At 66.9% G+C, this 26909-nt stretch carries 25 protein-coding genes; 13 read left to right on the top strand and 12 right to left on the bottom strand.

What is annotated here, in order from left to right:
* Positions 1–218: 218 nt before the first annotated feature.
* From rplO to rpsH, 6 genes are read right to left on the bottom strand one after another with little or no spacing between them, the layout of a single operon-like run.
* Positions 219–659, bottom strand: a complete 441-nt coding sequence (gene rplO, locus Q9K23_RS19625; protein WP_020789578.1) for a 50S ribosomal protein L15 — start codon at positions 657–659, stop codon at positions 219–221.
* A complete protein-coding gene (gene rpmD, locus Q9K23_RS19620; RefSeq protein WP_020789576.1) occupies positions 659–841 on the bottom strand; it encodes a 50S ribosomal protein L30 in 183 nt (60 codons plus the stop codon). Before rpmD ends, rplO begins: the two co-directional genes overlap by 1 nt.
* A gap of 2 nt (positions 842–843) precedes the next feature.
* Positions 844–1494, bottom strand: a complete 651-nt coding sequence (rpsE, locus tag Q9K23_RS19615) for a 30S ribosomal protein S5 (protein WP_020789573.1) — start codon at positions 1492–1494, stop codon at positions 844–846.
* Positions 1495–1537: 43 nt separating this feature from the next.
* Positions 1538–1942 (bottom strand): 50S ribosomal protein L18, encoded by a 405-nt coding sequence (gene rplR / locus Q9K23_RS19610; RefSeq protein ID WP_053778036.1) that lies wholly within the window; start codon positions 1940–1942, stop codon positions 1538–1540.
* A 3-nt stretch (positions 1943–1945) separates the two neighbouring features.
* A complete protein-coding gene (gene rplF, locus Q9K23_RS19605) occupies positions 1946–2482 on the bottom strand; it encodes a 50S ribosomal protein L6 (protein ID WP_053778035.1) in 537 nt (178 codons plus the stop codon).
* A 15-nt stretch (positions 2483–2497) separates the two neighbouring features.
* Complete coding sequence (gene rpsH / locus Q9K23_RS19600; RefSeq protein WP_053778034.1) at positions 2498–2896, bottom strand: 30S ribosomal protein S8; 399 nt, start codon at positions 2894–2896, stop codon at positions 2498–2500.
* Positions 2897–3659: 763 nt separating this feature from the next.
* Between rpsH and Q9K23_RS19595 the strand changes: the two genes are divergently transcribed.
* Positions 3660–4505 carry a DUF2127 domain-containing protein gene (locus Q9K23_RS19595; protein ID WP_020793066.1) on the top strand — a complete coding sequence of 282 codons (846 nt, stop codon included), beginning with the start codon at positions 3660–3662 and terminating at the stop codon, positions 4503–4505.
* Positions 4506–4514: 9 nt separating this feature from the next.
* Here Q9K23_RS19595 and Q9K23_RS19590 read toward each other — a convergent pair whose 3' ends face one another.
* The 3 genes from Q9K23_RS19590 to Q9K23_RS19580 are packed head-to-tail and all read right to left on the bottom strand — an operon-like array spanning position 4515 to position 7381.
* Complete coding sequence (locus Q9K23_RS19590; protein WP_305950248.1) at positions 4515–5621, bottom strand: alcohol dehydrogenase catalytic domain-containing protein; 1107 nt, start codon at positions 5619–5621, stop codon at positions 4515–4517.
* Positions 5622–5666: 45 nt separating this feature from the next.
* Positions 5667–7193, bottom strand: a complete 1527-nt coding sequence (locus tag Q9K23_RS19585; RefSeq protein ID WP_222838366.1) for a cytosine permease — start codon at positions 7191–7193, stop codon at positions 5667–5669.
* Positions 7190–7381 (bottom strand): hypothetical protein, encoded by a 192-nt coding sequence (locus Q9K23_RS19580; RefSeq protein WP_020790300.1) that lies wholly within the window; start codon positions 7379–7381, stop codon positions 7190–7192. Before Q9K23_RS19580 ends, Q9K23_RS19585 begins: the two co-directional genes overlap by 4 nt.
* Before the next feature lie 361 nt (positions 7382–7742).
* On the opposite strand from Q9K23_RS19580, the gene Q9K23_RS19575 reads away from it, so the two are divergent.
* From Q9K23_RS19575 to Q9K23_RS19555, 5 genes are all read left to right on the top strand, one after another.
* Complete coding sequence (locus Q9K23_RS19575; protein ID WP_238404005.1) at positions 7743–9821, top strand: acetate--CoA ligase family protein; 2079 nt, start codon at positions 7743–7745, stop codon at positions 9819–9821.
* Positions 9818–11227 (top strand): aldehyde dehydrogenase family protein, encoded by a 1410-nt coding sequence (locus tag Q9K23_RS19570; RefSeq protein WP_059035355.1) that lies wholly within the window; start codon positions 9818–9820, stop codon positions 11225–11227. The genes Q9K23_RS19575 and Q9K23_RS19570 overlap by 4 nt, the downstream gene beginning before the upstream one ends.
* Positions 11228–11339: 112 nt before the next feature.
* Positions 11340–12494 (top strand): acyl-CoA dehydrogenase family protein, encoded by a 1155-nt coding sequence (locus tag Q9K23_RS19565; protein ID WP_020790946.1) that lies wholly within the window; start codon positions 11340–11342, stop codon positions 12492–12494.
* A 42-nt stretch (positions 12495–12536) separates the two neighbouring features.
* Positions 12537–13514, top strand: a complete 978-nt coding sequence (locus tag Q9K23_RS19560; protein ID WP_020790948.1) for a nitronate monooxygenase — start codon at positions 12537–12539, stop codon at positions 13512–13514.
* Between the two features lie 156 nt (positions 13515–13670).
* The gene (locus tag Q9K23_RS19555) at positions 13671–14264 is read left to right on the top strand and encodes a TetR/AcrR family transcriptional regulator (RefSeq protein ID WP_053776727.1); all 594 of its coding nucleotides are present in this window, start codon (positions 13671–13673) and stop codon (positions 14262–14264) included.
* Positions 14265–14298: 34 nt separating this feature from the next.
* Here Q9K23_RS19555 and Q9K23_RS19550 read toward each other — a convergent pair whose 3' ends face one another.
* On the bottom strand, positions 14299–14919 hold the full coding sequence (locus tag Q9K23_RS19550; RefSeq protein ID WP_160319581.1) for a LysR substrate-binding domain-containing protein: 621 nt from the start codon (positions 14917–14919) through the stop codon (positions 14299–14301).
* A gap of 103 nt (positions 14920–15022) precedes the next feature.
* Here Q9K23_RS19550 and Q9K23_RS19545 point away from each other — a divergent pair, with 103 nt between their 5' ends.
* Positions 15023–16333, top strand: coding sequence for an ISL3 family transposase (locus tag Q9K23_RS19545; protein ID WP_305950137.1), 1311 nt, complete (start codon positions 15023–15025; stop codon positions 16331–16333).
* Here the strand turns inward: Q9K23_RS19545 and Q9K23_RS19540 are convergent.
* A complete protein-coding gene (locus tag Q9K23_RS19540; protein ID WP_082365980.1) occupies positions 16273–16692 on the bottom strand; it encodes a LysR family transcriptional regulator in 420 nt (139 codons plus the stop codon). The two genes, Q9K23_RS19545 and Q9K23_RS19540, sit on opposite strands and share 61 nt — an antisense overlap.
* Positions 16693–16893: 201 nt before the next feature.
* On the bottom strand, positions 16894–17901 hold the full coding sequence (locus Q9K23_RS19535) for an alcohol dehydrogenase catalytic domain-containing protein (RefSeq protein ID WP_238404007.1): 1008 nt from the start codon (positions 17899–17901) through the stop codon (positions 16894–16896).
* Positions 17902–18034: 133 nt separating this feature from the next.
* Here Q9K23_RS19535 and Q9K23_RS19530 point away from each other — a divergent pair, with 133 nt between their 5' ends.
* The 6 genes from Q9K23_RS19530 to Q9K23_RS19505 all read left to right on the top strand — a co-directional run bounded on the left by Q9K23_RS19530 (position 18035) and on the right by Q9K23_RS19505 (position 26884).
* A complete protein-coding gene (locus tag Q9K23_RS19530; RefSeq protein WP_020789494.1) occupies positions 18035–18616 on the top strand; it encodes a TetR family transcriptional regulator in 582 nt (193 codons plus the stop codon).
* 920 nt (positions 18617–19536) lie between these two features.
* Positions 19537–20676, top strand: a complete 1140-nt coding sequence (locus tag Q9K23_RS19525) for a DUF559 domain-containing protein (RefSeq protein ID WP_305950247.1) — start codon at positions 19537–19539, stop codon at positions 20674–20676.
* Positions 20677–20696: 20 nt separating this feature from the next.
* Positions 20697–21359, top strand: a complete 663-nt coding sequence (locus tag Q9K23_RS19520; protein WP_202927216.1) for a MarR family transcriptional regulator — start codon at positions 20697–20699, stop codon at positions 21357–21359.
* A 128-nt stretch (positions 21360–21487) separates the two neighbouring features.
* The gene (locus Q9K23_RS19515; RefSeq protein WP_305950560.1) at positions 21488–24646 is read left to right on the top strand and encodes a DUF87 domain-containing protein; all 3159 of its coding nucleotides are present in this window, start codon (positions 21488–21490) and stop codon (positions 24644–24646) included.
* Positions 24647–24771: 125 nt separating this feature from the next.
* Positions 24772–25374 (top strand): DUF4262 domain-containing protein, encoded by a 603-nt coding sequence (locus Q9K23_RS19510; protein WP_020790434.1) that lies wholly within the window; start codon positions 24772–24774, stop codon positions 25372–25374.
* A 43-nt stretch (positions 25375–25417) separates the two neighbouring features.
* Positions 25418–26884: an AIM24 family protein gene (locus Q9K23_RS19505; protein ID WP_053777938.1), complete on the top strand. Its 1467-nt coding sequence runs from the start codon at positions 25418–25420 to the stop codon at positions 26882–26884.
* The last annotated feature ends 25 nt before the right edge of the window (positions 26885–26909 follow it).

The following is a 26909-nucleotide window of genomic DNA, read 5'->3' as shown; positions in this document are numbered from 1 at the left end:
CTCGGCTATCGACGTTGATCGGGTTGCTGGGCAACACCGTGTGAAACTCTAACAGCCGTCGGATCGATGCCGGTCAGACGGACGCTGTGACGTCGTCGTGTTCCGACGATCGCACGACATCCGCGGCGGACCGCCTCACCGATGACGACAGAACACCGAAGTCCGCAGCAGGGGCGATTGCTCGCCTCCCACTGCGGACCCGGCACATATCGGATATGTCAGAGCTCGGTCACGCTGCCACCGGCAGCGGCGATCTTCTCTTTGGCCGACGCGGTGAACTTGTTGGCGGTGACGTTGACCGCCACGCCCAGCTCACCGTCGCCCAGGACCTTCACGAGCTGGTTCTTGCGAACCGCACCCGCGGCGACGAGCTCGTCGACGCCGATGGTGCCGCCCTGCGGGAACAGCTTCGCGATGTCGCCGACGTTGACGACCTGGTACTCGACCCGGTTGCGGTTGGTGAAGCCCTTGAGCTTCGGCAGCCGCATGTGGATCGGCATCTGGCCGCCCTCGAAGCCGGCGGGGACGTTCTTGCGGGCCTTGGTGCCCTTGGTGCCGCGACCGGCGGTCTTACCCTTGGAGCCCTCACCGCGACCCACGCGAGTCTTCTCGGTCTTCGCGCCCGGTGCGGGGCGAAGGTGATGGAGCTTGATGGTCATTACTTAACCTCTTCGACTGTCACGAGGTGCCGCACCACGTTGATGAGGCCGCGATTGACCGCATTGTCCTCGCGGGTGACGCTCTTGCGGATGCCCTTCAGTCCGAGGGTCCGCAGGCTGTCACGCTGGTTCTTCTTGGTACCGATGGTGCCCTTGATCTGGGTGATCTTCAGCTCGGCCATGGTTAGACTCCCTGCCCTGCGCGCGCCCGGAGCATGCCCGCGGGAGCGACATCTTCGATCGGCAGACCACGACGTGCGGCGACCTCTTCCGGACGCTGCAGCATCTTCAGGGCTGCCACGGTCGCGTGGACGACGTTGATGGCGTTGTCCGAGCCGAGGCTCTTGGCCAGCACGTCACGCACACCGGCGCACTCGAGCACGGCACGCACGGCGCCACCGGCGATCACACCGGTACCCGGGCTGGCCGGACGCAGCATCACGACACCGGCAGCGGCCTCGCCCTGGACCGGGTGGGTCACGGTGCCACCGATCAGCGGAACGCGGAAGAAGTTCTTGCGAGCCTCTTCGACGCCCTTCTGGATCGCGGCCGGAACTTCCTTGGCCTTGCCGTAGCCGACGCCGACCATGCCCTGGCCGTCACCGACCACCACGAGGGCGGTGAAGGAGAACCGGCGGCCACCCTTGACCACCTTGGAGACACGGTTGATCGTGACGACGCGCTCGAGCTGGTTGCGATCCTGGTCGCGGCCACCGCGGTCACCGCCACGACGGTCGCGGCCACCGCGACGGTCGTTGCGATCGCCACCGGCGTTCGGGTTGTTGTTGTCGTTACCGGCGGGTCCGTTTCCGCCGACACGCTGACGTCCGGGCATCAGAGGTTCCCTCCGGTCATGTTGGTGAGGATAAGAGTGGTCATCAGAAGCTCAGACCTCCCTCGCGGGCGGCGTCGGCGAGTGCGGCGATCCGGCCGTGGTACTCCTTGCCACCACGGTCGAACACGACGGCCTCGACACCGGCAGCCTTGGCGCGGGCGGCGATCAGCTCGCCGACCTTGCGGGCCTGGGCCGACTTGTCGCCACCGGCGGCGCGGACGTCGGCCTCGATGGTCGACGCGGCGGCCAGGGTCTTGCCGGCCAGGTCGTCGATGACCTGAACGTGGATGTGACGGCTCGAGCGCTTGACGGCCATGCGCGGACGCTCCGGCGTGCCGGAGACCTTCTTGCGCAGGCGGAAGTGACGACGGGTGGTCGCGGTGCGACGACGGGTCGAGACGTCCTTGCCGAGGGGCTTGCGATCGTTCTTGGTTGCGGTATCACTCATGGCTTACTTACCCGTCTTTCCGACCTTGCGACGGATCTGCTCACCCTCGTAGCGAATGCCCTTGCCCTTGTAGGGGTCCGGACGACGCAGGCGGCGGATGACCGCCGAGATCTCGCCGACTTGCTGCTTGTCGATACCCGACACCGAGAACTTGGTGGGCGACTCGACGGCAAAGGTGATGCCCTCGGGAGCCTCGATCGGCACGGGATGGCTGTACCCGAGTGCGAACTCGAGGTCACGGCCCTTGGCCTGCACGCGGTAACCGACACCGAAGATCTCCATCTTCTTGGTGTAGCCCTGCGTGACGCCGGTGACCAGGTTGGCGACCAGCGTGCGGTTCAGTCCGTGCAGGGCACGGCTGCGACGCTCGTCGTTGGGGCGGGTCACCACGATGGCGCCGTCTTCCTGGGCGACGGCGATCGGCTCGGTGACGGCGTGGGTGAGCTCACCCTTGGGTCCCTTGACAGTGACGTTCTGACCGTCGACGGAGACGGTGACACCGGCCGGGATCTGGATCGGGTTCTTACCGATACGTGACATGTGTTGCTACCTCCCTTACCAGACGTAGGCGAGGACTTCGCCGCCCACACCCTGGTTGGCTGCCTGACGATCGGTGAGCAGACCGGACGACGTGGAGATGATCGCCACGCCGAGGCCGCCGAGGACCTTGGGCAGGTTGTTGGACTTGGCGTACACACGCAGACCCGGCTTGGACACGCGACGCAGACCGGCGATGCTGCGCTCACGGCTGGGGCCGTACTTGAGGGTGACGACGAGGCTCTTGCCGACCTCCGCGTCCTCGACGCGGTAGTCGGTGATGTAGCCCTCACGCTTGAGGATCTCGGCGATGTTCACCTTGATCTTCGACGAGGGAAGAGTCACCTCGTCATGGAACGCCGAGTTGGCGTTACGCAGACGCGTCAAGAAGTCTGCGATCGGGTCAGTCATGGTCATGGTTGACCGTCAACCTTTCTCGTAGCGGTTCCCATACAACGCAGTACCGGGATTTTCATCCCTGACCTGCGGTGGGCCTTCCACGAAGTGGATAGTTGTATCTGAAGGTTCTCGTCGCCGGTGCCCTTGGCTTTTCGCCGGCACCGGAGACTATTCAGTTGTGTCCCGAGCACCTGAAGTGCACAGGCAACCGCTCTAGTGTAGAGAACACCGAGCTCAGGACCAAATCGATGCCCCCACCCACCTCGCTGATCGAGCCGGGACCGAGCCCCCAGGGCGAGGACCCGAGTCGAGATCCCACTCCCCCCGATGATCGAGCCGGGACCGAGCCCCCAAGGCGAGGACCCCAGTCGAGATCCCACTCCCCCCGATGATCGAGCCGGGACCGAGCCTCCAGGGCGAGGACCCGTGTCGAGATCTCCGCAGCCCACCCCGGGACGCAACCACCATTGCCGATCGAGCCGGGACCGAGCCCCCAAGGCGAGGACCCGTGTCGAGATCTCCGCAGCCCACCCCGGGACGCAACCACCATTGCCGATCGAGCCGGGACCGAGCCCCCAAGGCGAGGACCCGTGTCGAGATCTCCGCAGCCCACCCCGAGACGCAACCACCATTGCCGATCGAGCCGGGACCGAGCCCCCAGGGCGAGGACCCGTGTCGAGATCTCCGCAGCCCACCCCGGGACGCAACCACCCCCGACGCTCGCAGCGGCACGTGACCATGAAGCCGACCCCGACCGACGTCGGTCCCCTATTCTCGGCCAATGAACTGGGAACTGCTGTCGTGCGGCGTTCGCGGCCATCACACCTATCGGCCGGACGAGCCGGCCCTCGCCGACGGGCTGCATGTGGACAGCGCGGCGGGGCAGGCGTGGCGTTGTCTGCGGTGTGGTGACTTCGTGGCCGGTCCGCCCCGTGGTAGCGGTCCGGCCGACGCGGCGCCGGAGGTCCCGCGCGGCGCTTTGCTGCGGGATCTGATCATCATGCGCCTGCTCGCCGTCGAGCGACTGCTGCGCGGGTTGTTCCTGTTGATCGCCGGGATTCTGGTGATCGAGATCCGGCACAGTCAGCAGACGCTGTCCGAGAAGTTCGACGCCGAGTTGCCGCTGCTGAAGCCGATCGCCGACCAGGTCGGCTGGAACATCGACGATTCCCGGGTGGTGCAGCTGATCGAGCGGGCGTTCACCTTGTCGTCCACCACCATCGTCCTGCTCGGGTGTGCGCTCATCGTCTATGCGGCAAGCGAATTCGTGGAGTGTTACGGGCTGTGGTTCGCCCGACGCTGGGGTGAGTACTTCGCGGTGGTCGTCACCAGTGTCTTCATCCCGCTCGAGGTCTACGAACTCACCGAGCGGGTCACCGTCGTCCGTGTCGGCCTGCTGGTGGTCAACGTGGCCGCGGTGGTGTGGCTGATCTGGCGCAAACGACTCTTCGGTGCGCGTGGCGGAGAGACCGCCTACCGCGAGGAGCACAGTGCCGCAAGCCTGTTGACCGTGGAGCATGCCGCCGTCAGCGAATCCGGTGCGCACCGAACGGATCTGGCGGCGGGGCACCCGGATGGGGCCGGCACCCACAGCCCCGACCCCGACGAGCGCGCACCGGCCCGCTGATCGGATCACTCAGGGGATGAGCAACTGCCGCAGTGCGCCACCGCCTTCCAGGTCGGCGAGCGCGTCGGCGGCCTCCGACAACGGCCGTCGGGCCGAGATCATCGAGGCCAGATCGATGCGGCCGTCCATGACGTCGTCCACCAGGTCGGGGATGTCGCGGGAGGGCACGATCGAGCCGTAGTTGCATCCGAGGATCCGCTGGTCGGCGGCGGCGAGCGCGAGCGGGTCGAACCGGGCGACGCTGCCGGTCGGCGGCATGCCGACGATGACGGCCGCCCCGCCGAGTGCCAGTGCGGCAATCGCGGTCTCGGTGGTCGAGACGCGGCCGATGGCGTCGAAGACGAAGTCGAAGCCGCCCGGCATCACCTCGCGAAGTGCCGCACCGGGATCGGCGACGCCGGCGGTGTCGACGGTCTCGGTGGCGCCCAGCACGCGCGCGAGGTCGAGTTTGGATGCGACGACGTCGACGGCGACGATGGTGGCCGCACCGGCATTGCGCGCACCCTGGATGCACGAGAGTCCGACGCCGCCGCAACCGATCACGGCGACCGTCGACCCCGGGGTGACCTGAGCGGTGTTGCGGACCGCACCGACACCGGTCGCCACGCCGCAGCCCAGGAGTGCGATGTCTTGCAGCGGTGCGTCTTTGCGAACCTTGATCGCCCCGGTGGCCGGGACCACCACCCGGTCGGCGAAGGACGACACCCCGAGGTAGTGGTAGGCGGTCTCACCGTCGACGCCGAGGCGGCTGGTCCCGTCGAAGAGAACCCCACGGGGGCTGATGATCTCGGCATAGGTGCTGCACTGGACCGGCCTGCCGGCCAGGCACTGTCGGCACCGGGTGCAGTTGGCGACCCAGGACAGCACCACGTGATCGCCCACCTCGAGCGCGGTGACGCCCTCCCCCACCGCGGTGACCACACCGGATCCTTCGTGGCCGAGGACGGTCGGTGTGGCGACCTCCCATTCCCCGGTCACCACATGCAGATCCGAGTGACAGACCCCGGCGGCCACCACCTCCACCTCGACCTCGTCGCGTCCGGGTCCGTCGAGGTGGACCTCACGTACTCGTACCTGCCGTGTTCCCTCGAGGACGGCTCCTCGCACCGTGGTCATACCGCGTTCCGTTCCGTTCTGTTCATGTTCATCGGCCCTCGGGTCTCAACGGGTGGCGGCGGGACTGCGTGAATCCCGCTGCGCCGATGCCGGTTCCGGGACCGGGCGGTAACCACCCCGCCCGGCCGGCCGGTTGATCAACACGGTGCCCAGCAGATATGAGGTGCCCGCCACCAGGAACGACGGCAGGGACGCCCCCAGGTACTGGAAGCCGGGATTGGGTTCGTAGCTGACCGGGTGCAGCATCGTGACATAGGTGGCCACACCCAGCGCCAGGGCACCGAAGGCGACGGGGTTCCAGCCGCGCCAGTAGGTGTAGTTCGACACCCCGACATCGGCATACAGCTGGCGCAGGTCGATCCGACGACGCCGGAGGATGAAGAAGTCGACCAGCTGGATGGCGCACAGCGGTGCCATCAGGGTGGCGACCCAGGTGAGGAAGCGCCCGTAGCTGTCGTAGAGGAAACCGGGGAACAAACAGATCACCCCCACCGGCACCAGGAACAGCGCGGTGAGCAGCACCCACGGGATCTTCTTGATGGACGTGTTGATCCCGAGCGTCACCATGAGCGCGGAGTAGGCCTGTGTGACCATGCTCGTCAGGTTCGCGAAGGCGATGAACGCCAGGATCAGGATGCCCAGGACCGCACCGCCGAGGGGGATCATCCAGACCGTCGGGTCGTCGGATCCCAGCGTCAGCGCGGCGAAGGCACCGACGATCGCGGCGAACGACGACGCGGCGAACAGGCCGAGCATGTTGGGCCAGAACGAGGCCCGGGGGGTGTTGGTGAGTCGGGCGAGGTTGCCGATGGCCGGATACCAGGCGAACCCGCCCGCGATGTTCAGCTCGACGGCGATCATGAAGGCGAGGTGTTTGTTCTCCATCGGGACCAGCGGCTCGGCGGCGAACAGCTCCGACACCGACACCTTGGTGAAGATCATCACGAGCATCGCGACGGTGATGGCCACGAGTACCGGCGCCGCGATGTCGCCGACGCGACCCACCCGCTCGGGCCCCTTGGACAGCAGCACCCAGGACAGGACGATCGCGATGAGTGCGGCGATCGTGACCACCGCCGACGACGTCGCCCACGACGATCCGGTGAGGGAGTCGGCCACGTTGGTCGCCGAGTGGCCCACCGTGATGCCCAGGAGTGCGACCCACGCGGCGAGTTCGATGGCGATCACCACCATGATCACCTTGATGCCGCGCGGACCGAAGATGCTCCGGAGTCCGTAGAACATCTCGAAGCCGTATTTCGCGGTGGGGATGCACGGAGCCAGGGACACCAGCAGCACGCTGATGCCGTATCCGATGACGATGCTCGCGATCGCCGCCTTCGCGCCGACGAAGGCCGCGACCGCACCGCCCTGCAGGAACGCCCACGTGGCGATGGAGAAGGTGATGTTCATCCCGCTGAACTTGCGGAACGACCAGATCCGTTCGGACCGCAGCAGCGGCTGCTCGTTGGTGGCGGCGTCGTGACCTTGCCCCCCACCCTTCTCGACGCGTCGGCCCGCCTCGGTATCGCGGTCGTTCCCATGGCCGCCCGTCGTGTCCGGGGTGCTCACCACGGGTACCCCCACGCGACCATCGCCACCACGATCACCGCGAGTCCGACCACCGCGCACACGAGGTCCCGGATCGGCAGGTCGTCGAGTACGGACTCCTCGGTCCCCTCGGACTCCAGAAGACGGATCCGTCGGTCGAGTTCGCTCTCGTACTCCGCCGGCCCGGCGGGAGGTGTACTTCGTGTCATCGGTCTGACTCCTTGACTGCCCTGAGCACCGCACGCGCAGAACTGCGTCTGCGGCTGCACTCATTGTGATGTCTCGCGCCACTCCGTGACGGGCGGCGACGATGATTCGGCGAATTACTGATCAACGCGTCAGTCAGGATCTAAACCGATGAAGGTGCCCCGTGTACAGGAAATCGGAAAAGTCGAAAAAAATAGTTGACTGACGGACCAGTTATCGCTAGTTTTCGTTCATCACACCCCGACGGACGGAGTCGGACCGCAGCCGTCACCACCGGCTCGACACCCTCCGCCACCAGGCACGACAACGATGCGATGCCGCTTCCCGCCGTCCCACCTTCCCGGTCCCGCGAAAGGACATCCCTTGAGTGCAAGCAACGGTCTGGCGACCGCCCAGCCCACCGACGCCGCGTTCGCCGCCTTCCGCACCCCGCGATCGGTGGCGGTGGTCGGGGCATCAGCAGATCCGACCAAGTGGGGCCACTGGATCGCCAAGGGCGCTCTCAAGGGACTCACCCAACGTGAGGTCTGGCTGGTCAACCGCACCGGCAACGACGTCCTCGGCCATCGCACCTACGCCGACATCACCGACCTGCCGGGCGTCCCCGAACTGGTCGTCGTCTGTGTCCCCGGAAACCATGTGGCCGGCGTGGTGAGCGATGCCGCCGCACTCGGCACCAAGGCATTCCTGACCATCACCGCCGCCCTGAGTGCACCCGACGCCGTCCGCGACGTGCTCGACCTGCACGGCGCCCGGATGGTGGGGCCCAACAGCCTGGGACTCTTCGACGCCGAGTCAGACCTCCAGCTGGCATGGGGCGAGTTCACCAAGGGCGCGTTGGCGATCGTCTCGCAGAGCGGCCAGCTCGGCTCGGAGATCGCCGGATTCGCCGACGACGCCGGGCTCGGTGTCTCGCGGTTCGTGTCGGTCGGCAACCAGTGGGACGTCAGCGCCCGCGAGGTGCTCGACGACCTGGTCTCGCACACCGCCACCGAGGCGGTGGCGGTCTATCTCGAGAGCTTCGGTGACGGACCGGAAATCGTTGCGGCACTGCGTAAGCTCCGTGATGCCGGAAAGCCGGTGATCGTCCTGTCGACCGGTGCCAGCGAGAGCAGCCGACGACTGGCGGCCAGCCACACCGGATCGCTGACCTCGTCGACCGACCTGATCGACGCGGCCTGCCGGGCCGCCGGCGCGGTGCGGGTGGACACCCCCCTCGAACTGGTCGACCTGGCCGGGCTCCTCGGATCGGTGGGCGTCCCGGCCGGCAACCGCGTCGCCATCGTCAGCGACAGCGGCGGCCAGGGCGGGATCGCCGCCGACGTCGCCAGCCGCGTCGACCTCGATGTCCCCTCCCTGTCGGCCGATCTCCAGACCGAGCTGCACCGCCACCTCAACGACGCGGCGGCGACGTCCAATCCGATCGACCTGGCCGGTGCCGGGGAGGCCGACCTGCGCACCTATGCGCAGATGTACCGGACCCTCGCGTCCTCCGGCGAGGTCGACGCGGTGATCCTGACCGGCTACTTCGGGTGCTACGGCACCGACACCCCGAGCCTGGTCCCGCTCGAACTCGACGTCGCCGACGAGCTGGCCGATCTCGTCGCGTTGCATCGGGTCCCGCTCATCGTGCACAGCATGAGCGCCGACTCCCCCACCGTGTACCGGCTGCGCGACCACGGCATCCCGGTGCACCACGACATCGCACGCGCCCTGCGCTCCCTCGGCCACGCCAACCTCGCGCGCATCCACCAGGGCCGCACCGTCGCCCCGCTCGACCCGATCCGGCTCGGCCCGTCGGACACCTACGGCAACGCCCGGGACTCGTTGCAACAACACGGGATCCGGTTCGCCCCCGCACGCACGGTGACCTGCGGCGCCGACGTCGAGGCCGCCACCGCGGAGCTGACCGCCCCCTACGTACTCAAGGCAGGCTGGATCGCCCACAAGACCGAGGTCGGCGGGATCGCCCTCGGACTGGCCGATGCGGCGCTGGCCACCGCGGCACTGCTCGACATGCAACAACGACTGGGGCACGGCGAGTACGTCCTCGAAGAGCAGGACACCGACCGCAACGTGGTGGAGATCCTCGTCGGGGCACGCCGCGACCGCGACCTCGGCCCCACCATCACCGTCGGTGGCGGCGGCACCGAGGCCGAACTCTGGCAGGACGTACGCACCGAGCTCGCACCGGTCGACGTCGCCACCGCCCGGGACATGCTGACCACCCTGACGTCATGGCGGCTGCTCACCGGGTGGCGCGGCAAACCCGCCGTCGACATCGATTCCCTGGCGGCGGTGATCGCCCGGGTCTCGGAGATCCTCGTCGCCGACGACACCATCGCCGAACTCGAGATCAATCCCGTCCGGGTCGGTCCCGGCGGGTCACTCGCCGCCGACGCACTCGTCGTCCGCCGCGCAGACACCGAGGGACCACGATGAGAACCGACCGCGACGACGCCCTGATCGGCGGCCGATGGAAGCCGGTCGCCGCCACCCTCGACGTCGAGAACCCTGCGACCACAGAGTATGTCGGTACCGGAGCGCTGTGCGGTCCGGGCGATGTGGACGAGGCCGTCGCGGCCGCGACAGCGGCATTGCCCGCCTGGTCGTCGACGCCACCGCCGGTCCGGGCCGATCACATCGACCGTCTGGTCGAGGTGCTGCGGTCCCACCGCGACGAGCTGGTGGACCTCACCGTCGCCGAGGTCGGGGCCCCGATCGCCGTCGCCCGTGAATGGCATGTCGACGCCTCGCTCGACATCCTCTCGGCCGCAGCCGGTTACGCGCGAACCTTCGACTTCGTCCAGACCCGCGACAACGTGCGGCTGCTGCACCGGGCCGCCGGCGTGGTGGGGCTCATCACGCCGTGGAACTATCCGTTCTACCAGCTCGCGGCGAAGGCCGGGGCCGCACTGGCCGCGGGAACCACCATGGTGCACAAGCCATCCGAGCTCACCCCGCTGTCGGCGTATCTGTTCGCCGAGGCGACCCTCGAGGCCGGCCTGCCGCCCGGCGTCGTCAACCTCGTCCCCGGCACCGGTGTTGATGTCGGTGCCGGACTGGCCGCCCATCCCGGGGTCGCCCTGGTCTCGTTCACCGGCTCCACCCGGGTCGGGCGGGCGGTGGCCACCGCGGCCGTCGACCGGGTGGCGCGGGTGACCCTCGAACTCGGCGGCAAGTCGGCGAGCATCGTCTGCGACGACGCCGATCTCACCACCGCGGTGCGCTGGAGCGTCGACGCCTGCATGCTCAACACCGGGCAGACCTGCAGCGCCTGGACCCGGCTGCTGGTCCCCGAGGACCTCGTCGAGCAGGCCGTGCAGATCGCGACGGCACGTGCCGCGGAGATGGTGGTCGGCGATCCCACCGACGCCGCAACCGAACTCGGGCCGCTGATCAGCGCCACCCAGCGTGAGCAGGTCCGTACCCGGATCGCCGCCGCCGCGGCATCGGGCGCCAGGATCGACTCCCCCGAACCCCGACCGCTGCCCTCGACCGGGTACTTCCAGGGCCCGGTGATCGTGTCCGGACTCGAACCCGATCATCCGGTCAGCCGGGAGGAGATCTTCGGTCCGGTGCTCGTCGTGCACGGTTACCGCGACGACGAGCACGCGATCGAGATCGCCAACGCCACCCCGTACGGCCTCGCCGGGGCGGTGTGGTCGGCCGACACCGACCGCGCCACCGCCATCGCGGCCCGTCTGGACACCGGGCAGGTGTTCGTCAACGAGGCCGAGTTCTCCGTCCACGCACCGTTCGGGGGATGGAAACAGTCCGGATTCGGACGCGAGTTCGGTGTGGAAGGCCTCGTCGAGTTCACCGAACTCACCGCGATCCATCTCTGAAGCACCGAAGCATCACCCTCGGCAACAACCGTTTTCACCCGTTACACCACGTCAGCCCGCTCTGCCGAAGATTCTCACGCACATCCGATCACCCACAACACCAGGAGCATCGATGACCACGACCACCGAATACTGGCCCCTCACCGACGAGCAGCGCGCCATCATCGCCCTGTGCACCGAGTTCGCCGAGAAGGAGATCCGCCCGCGCGGCCGCGAGGTCGACGAGGCCGACACCGTCTCCCCCACCGACATCTTCCAGAAGGCGGCCAAGGCCGGTATCACCGACTTCATGCTGCCCGAGGAGTACGGCGGCGGCGGCTTCACCGACGTGTTCACCCAGTGCCTGGTCCAGGAGGTGCTGTGCTGGGGCGACCCCGGAATCGGCAACTTCGTGTGCTCCAACGGCTTCTTCGGCGATCCCCTGCTCGTCCTGGGAACCCCTGAGCAGAAGGAGAAGTGGCTGCGTCCGCTGACCGGCCAGAGCCCGCTGTACACCGCGCTGGCGACCACCGAACCCGGGTCCGGCTCGGACGCCGCATCGATCACCACCCGCGCCGACCGGGTCTCCGGCGGCTACGAGATCAGCGGCCAGAAGGCCTGGATCTCCAACGCCGGTCTCGCCGACCAGTACGTGGTGTTCGCCAAGACCGACACCAGCCTGCGGTCGCGGGGTGTGTCGGCGTTCCTGATCCACAAGGACACCCCGGGGATGACCTTCGGCGACCCCATGAAGAAGATGGGTCAGCGGGCCATCGTGTGCCGGGAGATCTTCTTCGACAAGGCATTCGTTCCCGAGGAGAACCGCCTCGGTGAGGAGGGCCAGGGGTTCACCGGCCTGATGAAGACCTTCGACGTCTCGCGGATCGTGCTGGCCGCGGCGGCCACCGGATCTGCCCGTGCGGCTTACGAGTTCGCGCTCGACTACGCACGGCAGCGGACGCAGTTCGGCAAGCCGATCATCGAGCACCAGGCGGTGGCCTTCCGCCTGGCCGACATGGCCACCCGCATCGAGTCGGCGTGGCTGATGACCCTGCATGCCGCCCGGCAGCTCGACGCCGGCCACGACGTCACCGGGCTCGCCGCACGCGCCAAGCTCCAGGCGTCGGAGACCGCCATGTTCGTCACCCACGCCGCGATGCAGACCCTCGGCGGCTGGGGCTACTCACGCGAGTACCCCGTGGAGCAGTGGATGCGCGATGTGAAGCTCGAGGAGATCGAAGAGGGCACCTCCGACATCATGCGCCTGATCATCTCGCGGAACCTCTGATCGTCACCGCCGCCGACCATTCGACCCAAGGAGACAACTGACGTGATCACAACCCGGTTCACCCAGGAATTCGGTGTCCCCCACCCGCTGGTCTGCGGCGGGATGACCGGGGTGGGAACCGCCGAACTCGTTGCGCCGGTCGCGGAGTCGGGAGCTCTCGGCTTCCTGACCGCGCTGAGCCAGCCGACGCCGGAGGCCCTGGCCGCCGAGATCACCCGGACGCGGTCGATGACCGACAAGCCGTTCGGGGTGAATCTGACCATCCTGCCCACCCGCAATCCCGTTCCGTACGACGAGTATCGCGCGGCGATCGTCGAATCCGGCATCAAGATCGTCGAGACCGCCGGCTCGAGTCCCGCACCGCATCTGCCCGACTTCAAGGCGGCCGGGATCAAGGTGATCCACAAGGCCACCAGCGTTCGGCATGCTTTGTCGGCCGAGCGCAAGGGTGTGGACGCGATCAGCATCGACGGGTTCGAGTGCGCGGGGCATCCCGGTGAGGACGACGTGCCCGGTCTCATCCTGATCCCTGCGGCCGCAAAGGTTCTCACCGTACCGATCGTCGCCTCGGGCGGATTCGCCACCGGCGGTGGGCTGGTCGCCGCACTCGCCCTGGGTGCCGATGCGATCAACATGGGTACGCGGTTCATGGCCACCGACGAGGCACCGGTCCACCCGCGGGTGAAGGAGCAGCTGGTGGCCAACGACGAGCGCGACACCGTCATCGTGTTCCGCGAGTTCCGCAACACCGCGCGGGTGGCCCGCAATACGATCTCCGAGCAGATCCGGGAGCTGGGCGCCCGGCCGGATGCGACCTTCGCCGACGTCGCCGAGCTGGCTTCCGGGGCCCGGGGACGCGAGCAGGTCCTGGAGAAGGGCAACCTCGACGACGGTCTGTGGTGGGCCGGGCAGTCGCAGGGCCTCATCGACGAGATCGCGCCGGTGCGCGACGTCGTCGACACGATCCTGGCCGAGGCCGAGCAGATGATGTCGAAGATTCTGCCGGGCTATCTGGAATGAGATGACCCGCTGTGGCCGTCCCCGGGCCGACCGCCCGGGGACGGCCATGGCGTATCGCCGGCGTCGATGTCGACCGTGGGCGGGCCGCTCACCCGATCCGATCCGGCGGCCGGTCCGAAGTCCCGGCGCCGTCTCCATTCGGAAGGAGTCCCGATCGTGCCACGCCCGAACGTCGAGGCCCAGCGTCGCGAGCAGATCCTGTCCGCGGCATGTGAGGTGATCGCCGACATCGGCATGCAGTCGTTGCGGATGACCGATGTCGCCAAGCGGGCCGGAGTGTCCTCCGGAACGATCCACTACTACTTCGAGTCCAAACGCGATGTGATCAACGCAGCGTTCGAGCTCAACTACGAGCGGTCGCTGCAGAGCCGCCGGGAGCTGCTCGAGGACCACCACACCGACGCGCTCACCACCCTGCGCGATCTCGCGATCAGCTATCTCCCGGTCACCGACGAGTCGATCCGGGCCTGGCGGGTGTGGGCGGAGCTGTGGGCCCAGGGTATGCGCGACGAGACCTTGCAGGAGATCAACTCCCGGCTCTACGGCCAGTGGCGCGATCTGGTGCGCATGCTGGTCGAGGGCGGGCAACGCCGGGGGCAGATCGTCGACGGCGACGCGGTCGAGCTGGCCGACAACCTCGTCGCCATGATCGACGGGATGAGTGTCCAGAATCTGATGCGGCTACCCGAGATGACGCTCGAGCGGATGCTCGATCGTGTCAACGCCTACGTCGACGCCCTCGCCGCCTGATCGGGCGCGAGCGGTCGCCACGAGACGTCGGGGATCAGTCTGCCGCGTCCTTCACCAGCCGGTCGCGGACCGGGGATGCCGTATGCGGCAACCACACGGCCTGCACCGGCACCTTCGGCGGGTCGTCGAAGTCGATCACTTGGAGCCGCCCGCCGTAGGTGAGTCCGGTCGGGTCGGTGACGAATGCGCATTTCGTGGTGCTCGACGCGATGATCGTGCTGGGTGGAGTGCCTTCGATCGGGTTGGTGACGAGCTGCGGCTGAAATCCTTCGCGATGGCAGAGTGCCACCAGGTAGTCCGTATAGAGAGACCGGTGCTCGGGTTCGCCGACCACCACCGGGAAGTCCGCGAGGTCGGCGATCGAGACCACAGACCTCGCAGCCAAGGGGTGTCGGGACGAAACGGCCAGCCGCAGAGTGTGATAGGCGATCACACGGGAGTCGAGGTCGAGCGAACGATCGATGGTGCGCCGAAGCGCCAAGTCGATGCGTCCCTCGAGCAGTTCCTGCCTGATTCGGTCTGGATAGACCTCGGCGACCCGCAACGGTTGTCCGGAGAGCGCAGGCAGATGTGGTGCAAGGATGTGGTGCACTTCCTCACCAGAGATATCCGGCTCTTCCTGATTGAGAGTGCCCGAATGGGTGTGCGAGTCCACTAGATGTAGGTCCGATTCGGTGGTGAGCCGCTGGGCTCGTGGCGGGTCCTGTGGTGTGAAGATGAAAGCTCTCACACACCCAATCCGAACACCAACAGGACCCATGACGCAGCGTAGCGCTATTGCCGACACGATTTGCCGCACGATCGAACTCGGCGTCACGATCACCGATGCCGCCATCGACGGCGAGGACCGTACCCACTTGTTTTGCCAGCTCCTGGACCCGAAGAACACCTGCCCGACGTGCGGGCAGGCGGGTCGGCTGCGTGATCATGTCGACCGTGAGGTCGCCGATCTGCCCATCGTCGGGCATCCGACCCGGCTGCACCTGTCGGTGCCGCGCTATGTGTGTGCCACCACCGACTGCACGACGTCGGTGTTTCGTGCCGACATCAGCGCCATCGTGGCGCCGAGGGCGCAGGTCACCCGCCGCACCACCACCTGGATCATGCGAGCGATGATCAGCGACAAGATGAGTGTGAAGGCCGTCGCGGCTGCGGTCGGGTTGAGCTGGAACACCGTCAACACCCTCGCCCTGGCCGCGGTCAAGAAGCTGGCTGCTGCACCGGCCCGGTTGGCCGGTGTGCGGGTCCTCGGGGTCGATGAGCACAAGTGGAAACACGTTCGCGGCAAGGGTGATCCGAATTTCGTGACCGTCCTGGTCGATCTCACCCCGATCGTGGATGGAACCGGCCCGGCCCGGTTGCTGGATATGGTCGCCGGCCGCTCCAAAGCCGCGCTCAAAGACTGGCTCGGCGCGCGGGATCAGGGGTTCCGCGACCGGATTCGGGTGGTCACGATGGACGGGTTCACCGGGTATCGCACCGCCACTGCCGAAGCCCTCGACAAGGCGCGTGTGGTGATGGACCCCTTCCACGTCGTGCATCTGGCAGCGGAGAAATTGACCTTGTGTCGTCAACGCGTGCAACAAGATACGTGCGGGCATCGCGGTCGATCCGGGGATCCGCTCTACGGCATCCGTCGCACCTTGTTGACCCGGATCGGGTTGCTCACCGACAAGCAGAAGACTCGGCTGCGCGGCGGCCTCGATGCCCGCGAGGAGCACGTGGCCGTTGCGGTCACCTACGCGATCTACCAGGAGTTGATCGATGCCTACGAGCAACCCACCAAGCGGGACAGCAAGATCGCAATGTACAAGCTGCTCAAGAAGATCAAGACCGGCGTGCCCGCCGGACTATCAGAGCTGGCCCAACTCGGGCGTTCGTTGTGGTCACGACGGGCCGAGATCCTCGCCTACTTCGACACCGGCGCCTCCAACGGCCCAGTCGAAGCCATCAACGGGCGCCTCGAGCATCTGCGCGGCATCGCCCTCGGGTTCCGTAACCTCACCCACTACATCTTGCGGTCGCTCATCCACTCCGGCCAACTCGCAGAAAGCCTGCGCGCACTCTGAATTAGGAAGAGCCAGATATCCGGGGTATGCCCGATGACATACAACGGTGGTGCCTCCTCGACGATTCGGTGGACTGCCGTGAGCGCGCTCCGTCCTCCCGCCAACAACGCGGGGGCACGTCGATAGAGTTCCGCTCCTGCCGGCGATACGCGAAGGGTGCGATTCGTTCGGACGAACAGCTCCAGATTGAGATCTGCCTCCAGCTGCCGGAGAGATGCGGAAAGCCCTTGCTGGGTGACGAACAGCTGTTCAGCCGCCACGCGTAGCGATGGGGAATCGACGGCGATGACGAACTGGTGCAATCGGCGAAGATCGATATACCGCGGGCTGCTCGACGACGAAATCAACGAGTCGGTCACCCTGGTGTCCTATCTGGATGGAACGAGTACCTCGATGCGGCGGGAGCATCAGCGCGACGTTTCTCGTCGAACGGCGCGGGATGTTGACGTTCACTGGGGATCTGGTGGATACCCTTGCGAGTCAGCGATATTCGTGCAACATGTGGACAGGGATGCCCGTACTCGAGGCGGGCGGGCAGGTCCGTCGTCACCGGGTGGAGGTCAGCGAACGGCGGGAGTGAAGACGCCGCGGAAGCGCAACTTTCCCGACTTCAGGCGGTCGTACGCCTCGGCCGCGTCGTCCAGGCCGAATTGCTCGGTGATGGGCTTGACCGCACCGGTTCCGGCGAGCGCGAGGACTTCGCTCAGTTTGTCCAGCCCGCCGTGTGTGGACCCGATGACGCTGTGGCGCATCATGTGGAACGGCACTCCGTCAGAGGGAATGGAAAACGGCCGTGTGAAGTCCAGCCCACTGACCACCACTCGGCCGTTGGGGCGTAGGCCCACCAGGGTTCCCTCGACGGCATCGAAGGAATTCGTGGTGACCAGCAGGACATCCGCGCCGCCGAGGTCGCGGAGTTCGGTGCCATTGGCGACGACGTGGTCGGCGCCGAGTCCCCGGGCCAGGTCACGCTTGTCCGGAGAATGGGTGATGGCGATCGTCTCGAATCCGGTCGCGTGAGCAAGCTGAAGGGCCACGTGCCCCAACCCGCCGATACCCAGGATCGCGATTCGTTCCCGAGGCCGCAGCGCGGCATCCCGCAGACCACTCCACGTGGTGTACCCGGCGCACATCATCGGGGCGGCATCGACGTAGTCCAGTCCGTCGGGCAGCAGGACCGTTCCTTCGGCAGCGACCGCGACGTACTCGGCGTGCCCGCCCTGCGCTGCGAAGCCCGTGGTTCGAGGACTCACACAGTTCATTGCGGTCTGGCCGCTCAACGGCCGGTTCTGCAAGCAGTAGTCGCAACGACCACACGCCTGCTGAACCCACGTCGTTCCCACGCGATCCCCGACCTGCCGCCCGTGCACTCCCGCACCGACGTCGACGATCTCCCCCACGACCTCGTGCCCGGGAGTCTGCGGATAGATGTCGCCGCCGTATCCCTCGGTCGCCCACACGTCGGTGTAGCACATCCCCGACGCAAGCACCTTGACCAGTACCTGGCCCGGCTCGATGGTGGGGATCGGCAGCTCGTGAACCTGCCAGGGTTCTCCGGCACCTGTCATCACAATCGCCTTCATCGCAAACCTCTGTCCAACGGGGCCGATCCGGAATGTAACTATCTAGTTCGTTCAGAACGTATCGCGATGAGCTCCGATCGTCAACAAAGGGTTGGTTAGGGTGCGTTATTGTGATCGGGTGCCGCCCGATGCGACCGCTACCAAGGCCCGTATCCTCGCTGCGGGTGTCGAAGAGTTCGCCCACTTCGGGCTGGCCGGTGCACGGGTGGACCGGATCGCCGAGTCCGCAGCAGCCAACAAGCGCTCGATCTATGCACATTTCGGCAACAAGGCCGAGTTGTTCGACGTCGTGGTCACCCACGCGTTGTCGGAGATGGCACAGACGGTCCCGTTCACGGCCGATGACCTCGGCGACTACGCGGGGCGGTTGTTCGACTACCTTCTCCGACACCCGAGCACGCTTCGACTGACCGTGTGGGCACAGCTCGAACGCCCCGAGGCCAGTCGCGACGAGATCGAAACCTATCGACCGAAGGTCGCTGCCATCGCCGCGGCCCAACAGGCCGGAGTGATCACCAACCGACGCGATCCGGCCGACCTGTTGGCACTGGTCGTCGCGATCGCGACATCGTGGGCCAACGCCTCCCCCGCGCTCCGTACACTCGCCTCCGAACCCGACGGCTCCGCTGAACGGCTCGCCGGCCACCGAGAAGCTCTGGTCGCGGCAGTCCACGCGGTCACGAGTTCACCCGACCGGTGATCTCACCCTCCGGACCCGGAAGCGGTAGCGGAGAGGTATCGATATTCAGGGCGCCACCGGCGGTCGCCGGCTCAAGTACGAGCCTGGTTCGCTGACGGGCAGGACCGATCGTCGAGACACAGGGCCAGGGAGCCACGTCGATGGGCATCGGGTGAGCGTCATTGACGGACTTCCGATGAGCTCCGTCGCCCCAGGAGACCGCAAAAGTGCTGCGGGAGTTCGTGACTCAAGCTCCAGATCTGCGCTCCCCGGGTGAACTCCTCGTCGCTCGTACGGGCTTTTTGGCCAAAAGCTCGCCAGGACAGCACTTCTGAGACCTCGATGCGTACGGGTTCGCGGTGGCCAGGCGAGCCTGGCCGGCGTGTTCATCAGCACCACGCCGAGGTTGCAACGTTGTCGAACCCGAGTCTCGGGGCGGCTCCAACCCGGGCCGACCGGCATACGCGCGTGCGCCATTGCGGTCCAGGCTGCGTTCTCGCTCGCCGACACCAACTTGTGCAGCGGCGTGCAGTCCGTCATCTTGATGACGGGTCGGGGGTTGTCCGCGCAGTCGGCGCCCACGGTGTCGCTGCTGCCGTGGATACGAGGCCGCAGACCGTGCGTGCTGGTCCCGATCATCGCTATCGTCGGACACCGACGATCGTCGAGGCAATCCCATGTCGAGTGCACCACACCATGCGATCCGCACCCGCATCGCAGATCGCCTCGAGCGCGAGCTCTGGCTGAGATGCGCTCGTCTCATGCCGCATTCGGGGTCGGCGTCGGGCGAACCTTTCGTCGGCGCCGAGACCGTGATCTCACTCGTCGCCATCCCCCCGGTCACACTTCGACTCCTGACGCGATCTCGCGGATCCGACACGGTGAGAGATCTGCCATCCGAGGGACGCGATGACACTTCCGTCGTTCCACCGGATCCGCTCGTGTCTCATTCGTCGGCGCCGACGGATATATTCAGCTCGATGAACGATGCGACGCGGCCACCGATCCGTGCCGCAGTCCGTCCGGGGCATGTCGTCCGACTGAACGACGTCACCGGGGACGCTCTGGACCAGCTCGTGGATCAGGTCGCACCAGACCTTCCGGTGATACTCGACTATCGGGGGCCTGATGACCGCTCGGCGCATGCCGTGGCATCCGAGGTCCTCGACGCACTCGAACTCATTCTGATCGCGTTGTTCCCTTCGTGGCTCCCTGGCGGCGCACCTGGACAGCTCTGGGATGTCTCCGATGCCCAGTCCGCTGCCCGTGAACTGTGCTCGTCGAGCAGATTGAGCCCTGCGGTGACCGTCGAGCTGGCCCGTTCGGCGGCGGCCGGCACCCGGCCCCGGCGCCATCCCGCCGCCGAACTCCGGGCCACAGGTCTGGTCGACCTACTTCGTCACGCATATGGACGGCCCGACGTGGTGCTTGCGATCCGAGCAAGTGGTGACCTGTCTGCAGATGCGCAACACGCAGCCGTGACCGCGTGCGAATGGCTGGCCTACCACGGTCGGCTGACCGTGTGGCTGACCGACGATGCTCTGCCCGCCGTCGAGCGGGTACCCGTTCTCCGGCTGCGATCGACAGCAGCCGACATCCAACAGGATGCGACGGCGAGTCAAACCGCCATCACCGAGCCCGCGCACACCGAAACAACGCCGCCGGTCTTGTCGGTATCACGGCCAACCGGCGCACCAGCACCACACAGCGCCGCCGAGCAGGCGCTGGAAGCCTCGCTCAGTCGGCAACGCTGGGCACAGGATCGCCGGTGGAATCGTGCGCCGGACGACCTCGATCCACTCACCCCGAGCATCATCGTCGATCTCATGTGGACAGCCGAGCGAATCGTCGTCGAGGTCGACGGGGCCGACCACCGCCGACCCGGAAAGTACGCGCGGGATCGGGCGCGCGACAACATGCTGCAACGCCATGGCTATCTGGTGCTGCGCTACACCAACGAGCAGGTTCTCGCAGACGCGGATCTCGTAGCAGCAGAGCTCCGCGAGATGATCGAAGCCCGACATACCGACGACGACCACCCGACAGGAAGCAGGGAGCACCAGTGGACCACCCGAAGTTGACGCCCAGCCAGAGTGCAGTGATGTTTGTGCTGATGGCCGAATCACGGGAGATGTCCACGCCGGAGATCAAAGCGGTGGCACCCGAACCGAAAAGGCCAGATCGCGCGGTGCTCGTCGGACATGGCCTGATCGAGGTGCGGAAGGGAGCAAGAAATGCGTTGTTCCACACCCTCACCGACCGCGGGTGGGTGTGGTGCGCGGCCGAACTGCGCGATGGTCCCCCCGCGCGGTCGCTGCCGCCGATTCGCGCGCTGTACACCGTCCTCGACGCTGTGGGTCGATACCTTGGCGATGAGGATCTCCGCCTGCATGAGGTTTTCGGCCGACCTCGACGCAGTGATGACGTCGAGGAATCTCGGCCGACACCGACCGCTGCCTCTGGTGACGACAACGAACCCACGACCCCTGCAGTACCTCCGGGGGACCTCATCGAGCGCGTCATCGAGGCATATCACCGAATCGCGCCGCGGCCCGGTGCATTGGTCAGCGTTCGCGATATCCGCGCGGCTCTCGACGGCATCGTCCGAACCGACCTCGACACGGCACTTGTCACGCTGCAGCGCCGACCGGGTGTCAGCCTGATCCCGCAGGAGGACCAGGCGTTGCTGACCGACGCCGAGCGTGCTGCGGCCGTGCTGGTCGGTACTCAACCATGCCATCTGCTTTCCCTCGAGGAGGACTGATGGACAACGATATTCGGCGCGCCCTCGAATCGATCCGACTCGACTGGGCCGATACCCCCGACGACGTGTGGGGTGCCGGCGCATCGCTGCACGTCGGCGGACTCCACGAACAAACCCTCGACGAGGTGATGCGCGTCTACGGCGATGCCAAGCGGTCTGCGTCGGGCAGTCCGATCGGTGTCGCCGTCCGGGGCCCGGCAGGCTCCGGCAAGACGCATCTCCTCGGCCAGGTCCGTGAGCGGGTCCAATCCGACGGCGGCTATTTCTTTCTCGTCAAGCTCCTCGACGGCACCAATTTCTGGAAGTCTGCGACGGTCGCAATCCTCGAGGACCTCGCTCGTCCGACCCCGACGCATCGCTCGCAGCTGGTCCAACTGATCGATCGTCTCGCACAAGATGCCGAACTGGACGACGCGTCTCGCCGTGCGGTCACAGGCGACGCACCCCTCACGCCGAAAGCTCTCGAGGCACTAGTCCACGGCGTGTACTCGAGGCATCCCCGTCATCGACGTCGCTCGCAACACATCCTTCGGGCACTCGTCCTCACTGCTTCCGACGATTTCGACGCACGCGACCTGGGGGAGGCCTTTCTCCATCTCGATGTCGAGGACGCCCAGGAATTGGCCGAATGGGGAATCCGCAACGCACAATTGGGATATCAGGAGATCGTCCAGAACATCTCACGAATCGTCGCCTTCGACGGTGCCGCCGTGCTTGCCGTCGATCAGATCGACACCCTGATCGAGGCCGGCAAGAATGCCACCCACGGCGAGGAGAAGTCCATCGTCGAGCAGCTCGCGCACGACCTGATGTCGTTGCGCGACAACCTTAGTCGCACTGCGACCGTCGTCTCGTGTATCACCGCAGCGTGGCAGTACCTCGAGAGCCATGTGATGCGTTCGGCAGTGGACCGTTTCCGACAGCCACCCGCTCTGCAGCGCCCCACATCGGCAGATTTCGGCCGCTTGCTCTTGAGCAAGCGCTTCGCTCGGGGATTCGCGGAGGTTGATTTCCGGCCGCTGTTCTCGACATGGCCGGTAACCGACACGGCCTTTGTCGACGCCGTCGACTACACACCACGCGAGCTCATGATCACCGTCGATCGACAGATCGGGAAGATGTTACGCACAGACGTCTTCGACGAGATCACCAGCTTTGCCGGCACGGTGACGACCCAAGACACTGCCGCAGCCGCCGCGGCAGCCCGGACATCGACCGCTGATGGGGTCCTTCCTCGGGACTCTGCCGCCGCCCCCGCCAACGACATTTCCGACCGGCCCGAATTCGCATCACTCGACCACCGGTACGCAGAACTCATCAAGAGTGTCGACCCTCTTCCCGCCCTGGTGCCCCAGTCCGAAGACCAGGTGGTGCCGTCCCTCTTGCAGGCAGGGCTCGCCGCCTGGATCGAAGCGCTCCCTGACGGAGCGGAGAACTGGCAGCTGGATCCCAAGCCAGGATCGAAGCCGGTACTGCACGCCAAGATCCGACAGATCATCGATCAGCATCGTGACATCGAGCAGTCGTGGAGCTTCCGGGCGATCGCTGCAACCCATGCACGCTCGGTCCAGACAAAGCTCGCAGCTGCGACAACGGCCGCCGGCCTCAGCTTGGGCCGGATCGAACGCAGCCTCGTGGTGTTGCGCCGCAGCGACTGGCCCTCCGGGCCGAAGACCGCACAGATGGTCAACGAGCTGAACTCACGTGGCGGACGAGTCATCTCATGGTCGGAGGACGATATCCGGCGTCTAATGGCCTTGACCCAGATGCGGTCCGAGGGTGCACCGATGTTTCGGGAATGGACCGCTGCTCGACATCCCGCCGGCGAGATCGATTGTCTGACCGTGATCCTCGGGTTCACGCGCGAGACCGAGGACTCCCACCCCGCCCCGGCCTCGACCTCGTTCCCGCCTGCACCTGCATCCCCGACGCGAGACCACCATCCGGAACACGCCGCTCGGGCGACGCCTCCGGCCCCTTCATCAGCGCAGGCCGCACCAGCGCCGACCGCCGCACCCGTCTTGCGGCCGTCGGGTGCGTCCGGGGTATTGACGATCGGGCGACGCGTCACGAACGACGAACCCTTGACCATCCCCCTCCTCGCGCTGCGCAAGCATGCCGCGATCTTCGCCGGCTCCGGTTCCGGCAAGACCGTCCTCATCCGCAGGATCGTCGAAGAGGCAGCGCTCCAAGGTGTTTCATCGATCGTGCTGGACATCAACAACGACCTCTCGCGCCTGGGCACTCCCTGGCCCGAGGACGATCCCCGGCCCTGGGCGCCCGAAGATCGTGCGTTGGCCGACACCTATTTCGACCAGACCGAGGTCGTGGTGTTCACGCCGGGACGAAACTCGGGTCGACCGCTCAGTTTTCAACCGCTGCCCGACTTCCCCTCCCTGGCCGAGGGGACCGACGAGTTCAACGCCGCAGTCGATTCCGCAGTAGGCGCGCTGACACCCAAAGCGATCACCGGGCGCTCGAATCGTTCGTCCCACTACGAAGCCGTGCTCCGGCAGACCATGGCCGCGTTCGCGCGTGGCGGCGGGAGCAGCATGCGGGGGTTCATCGCGATGTTGGAAGAACTCCCGGACAGTGTCAGCAACCTGTCCGATGCACCCAAACTCGCCGCCGACCTCGCCGAGAACCTGAAGGCATCGATGGCCAACGACCCCATATTCGGCGGCGACGCCGCCCCCGCCGACCCCGGCGTGCTCCTTACGCCCTCTCCGGGCTACCGGGCGCGGGTCTCGGTGATCAACCTGGCCGGGCTCGGTGGACAGGGACCGGCAGCGAACTTCGTCGGACAACTGCAGATGGCACTGTTCGCCTGGATCAAGAAGCACCCGGCTGCCGACCGACCGCTGGGCGGACTACTGGTCATGGACGAGGCCCAGAACTTCGCGCCGGCGACCGGCACCACAACAGCCACCAGCAGTACGCTCGCGCTCGCCTCCCAGGCACGCAAGTACGGCTTGGGAATGATCTTCGCGACGCAATCGCCGACGGGGATCAGCAACCGGGTGTCGGGCAACGCGGCCACCCAGTTCATCGGTCTGCTCAACCACCCGACCCAGATCAACAACGCCAAAGAACTCGCGGCGCGAAAGGGCAGTCAGATCTCCGACGTCGGGCGCTTGCCTGCCGGCACGTTCTATGCCGCGGTCGACGGTGGCCGTTTCACCAAGGTCGCGACACCTTTGAGTCTGAGTCACCATCCTCACAGCCCGCCGACCGAGGACGAGGTGGTCGAGATCGCGCGGCGAGGTGCACCGGTCCGACAGGTGTGACACGAGGCATCGGTGGCCCGGAGATCCATCCTCAGTCCGACGGGTGTGAACCGCGCTCAGCCACCGGCCCGAACGTGTCGGACCCCCGTGCTGTCATGGAGGCACCTCGAACAAAGGAGCGACCCATGGCCGATCACGCAGCTGCCATCGCCGGACTTCCGCGGTGGCATCCCGACCCGCTGGTCCGTGGAACCATCGACACCATCCGCCGGGCCGGCTGGGCGGTGACCGCGGTCGGTGACGCCTGCACGTGCGGCCGCGCCGACTGTGTGCCGCCGCTGTGCGCGTTCGCCTACACCTCCGGGTTGGGGCTGCACGACATCCCCGAGCTCGTGGTCTACGGACTCGACTCGCGGACCGCCACCGTCGTCCTCAACACCCTTGGCCACCTGTTGCACCGCCACGATGGGAAGGCGCTGGTCGATCGCGAGGTCGCCATCGATCTGACCGGCACGTTCGATGCACCGATCCGCCTGATCGAGGTGGTCGACAAGTCGGATCTGCTCATCTCCAACGAGTTGTTCCCCGATCTGCCCGCGCTGCAGGTGGTCTGGGCCGACGAGCTGGGCACCTTCCCGTGGGAGGCGGGATACACCCTGCGACCGATGCAGCAGCCGGTGAAGGGGGTCCCGCGCGCCGACGGAGGGTTCGTGCGTGGTCAGCGGACCGTACTCGGCGCCAATCGGGCGCAGCGACGGGCCGCCCGACGTCGTACGCCGCGCGAATGATCGTCTGCTCGCAATTCGGCACAATGGAGTGCGTGATGTGGGCATGAGGCAACTGGCACCCGGTGAGAACACCGTGCTGCCCGGCACCGTCGTGGCGGTGTCGGTGCGCTCGGTGTCACCGGTGAACACATCGGCGGTGCTGCTCACCGCAGCCGGGCGCGTCCGGTCCGATGCCGACTTCATCTTCTACAACCAGCCCTCCGGACCCGGCGTCTCCTACCGTTCCGAGGGACCGGTGGACGTGATCACCGTCGACACCGCCCGCCTGCCCGCCGACATCGAGACGGTGGCGATCGCCGCGAGCCTCGACGGCACCGGACCCACCGCCTTCGCCACCGCGGGCACCCTCGAGGCGTCGGTCAGCTCACCGTCGGGCGGGGAGCCGCTGGGCTTCACCCCACCCGGGCTGACGAGCGAGTCCGCGGTGGTCTGTCTCGAGATCTACCGGCGCTCGGGCGCATGGAAGGTCCGCGCCGTCGGCCAGGGTTACGACACCGGGTTGACCGGTCTGGCAACAGCGTTCGGAATCGACGTCGAGGACGATCCCCCTCCGCCCGGCCACTCGCCACGGATGGCCGATCCCCAGCCGTGGCCACCGCCGCCCACCCCACCGACACCCACCCCGGCACCGTCCACACCCCACGGGCCGGCGCCGACCGTGTCCACGTCACCCGCCTCCACCCCCTCCGTGTCGAGTGCACCCGGCCCCACCCCCACGCCCCGCGGCCCCGCGCCCGTTCGCCCAGCACCCGTCTCACCGCCTCCGGGAGTCTCCATGCACAGTGACCTGTTCGCCCCCAGCCACGCCGAGGTCGACGGGATCGGCATCCAGAAGCAGGGCAGCAAGATGTGCCGGGTGGGCCTCAACGGCGAGATCATGGCCCGCGCGGGATCGATGGTCGCCTACCAGGGCGACCTCAAGTTCGAGGCCCTTGGTTCGGGCGGGTTCGGCCGCATGATGCGGCAGGCGATGTCCGGTGAGGGCGTCCCGCTGATGAAGGTGACCGGTCGTGGCGACCTGTTCCTCGCCGACGCCGCGTCGGAGGTGCACCTGATCGATCTCGACGGTTCCGACGGACTGACCATCAACGGTGCCAACGTGCTCGCCTTCGACCCGTCGCTGCACTACGACGTCCGGCGCGTGCACGGCGCCGGGTCGATGAGCAACGCCGGCATGTTCAACTGCGTGTTCACCGGCCGTGGCCGGATCGCGATCACCACCGACGGATCGCCGGTGGTGCTCAACGTCGACTCCGCCACCTACGCCGACCCGCAGGCCGCCGTGGCCTGGTCGTCGAGCCTGCAGACCTCGGTGAAGTCCAACGACTCGTTCAACCTCGGCACCCTGATCGGCCGCAGCACCGGTGAGCGGTTCACCCTGGCGTTCGCCGGCCACGGATTCGTCGTCGTGCAACCGTCCGAACTCCCCCGCCGCGGCATGATCGGCGGCAGCGGCAGCGGTGATCAGGCCGGTGTCGGCGGCATGCTCGGCGGATTCCTGGGGCGCTGAACCGCTCTCGCCCCGGCGGCGCCGC

It is taken from the genome of Gordonia sp. NB41Y, from assembly GCF_030718915.1.
GTDB classification, from domain to species: Bacteria; Actinomycetota; Actinomycetes; order Mycobacteriales; family Mycobacteriaceae; genus Gordonia; species Gordonia desulfuricans.
This window is presented reverse-complemented; position numbering and strand designations above follow the sequence as displayed.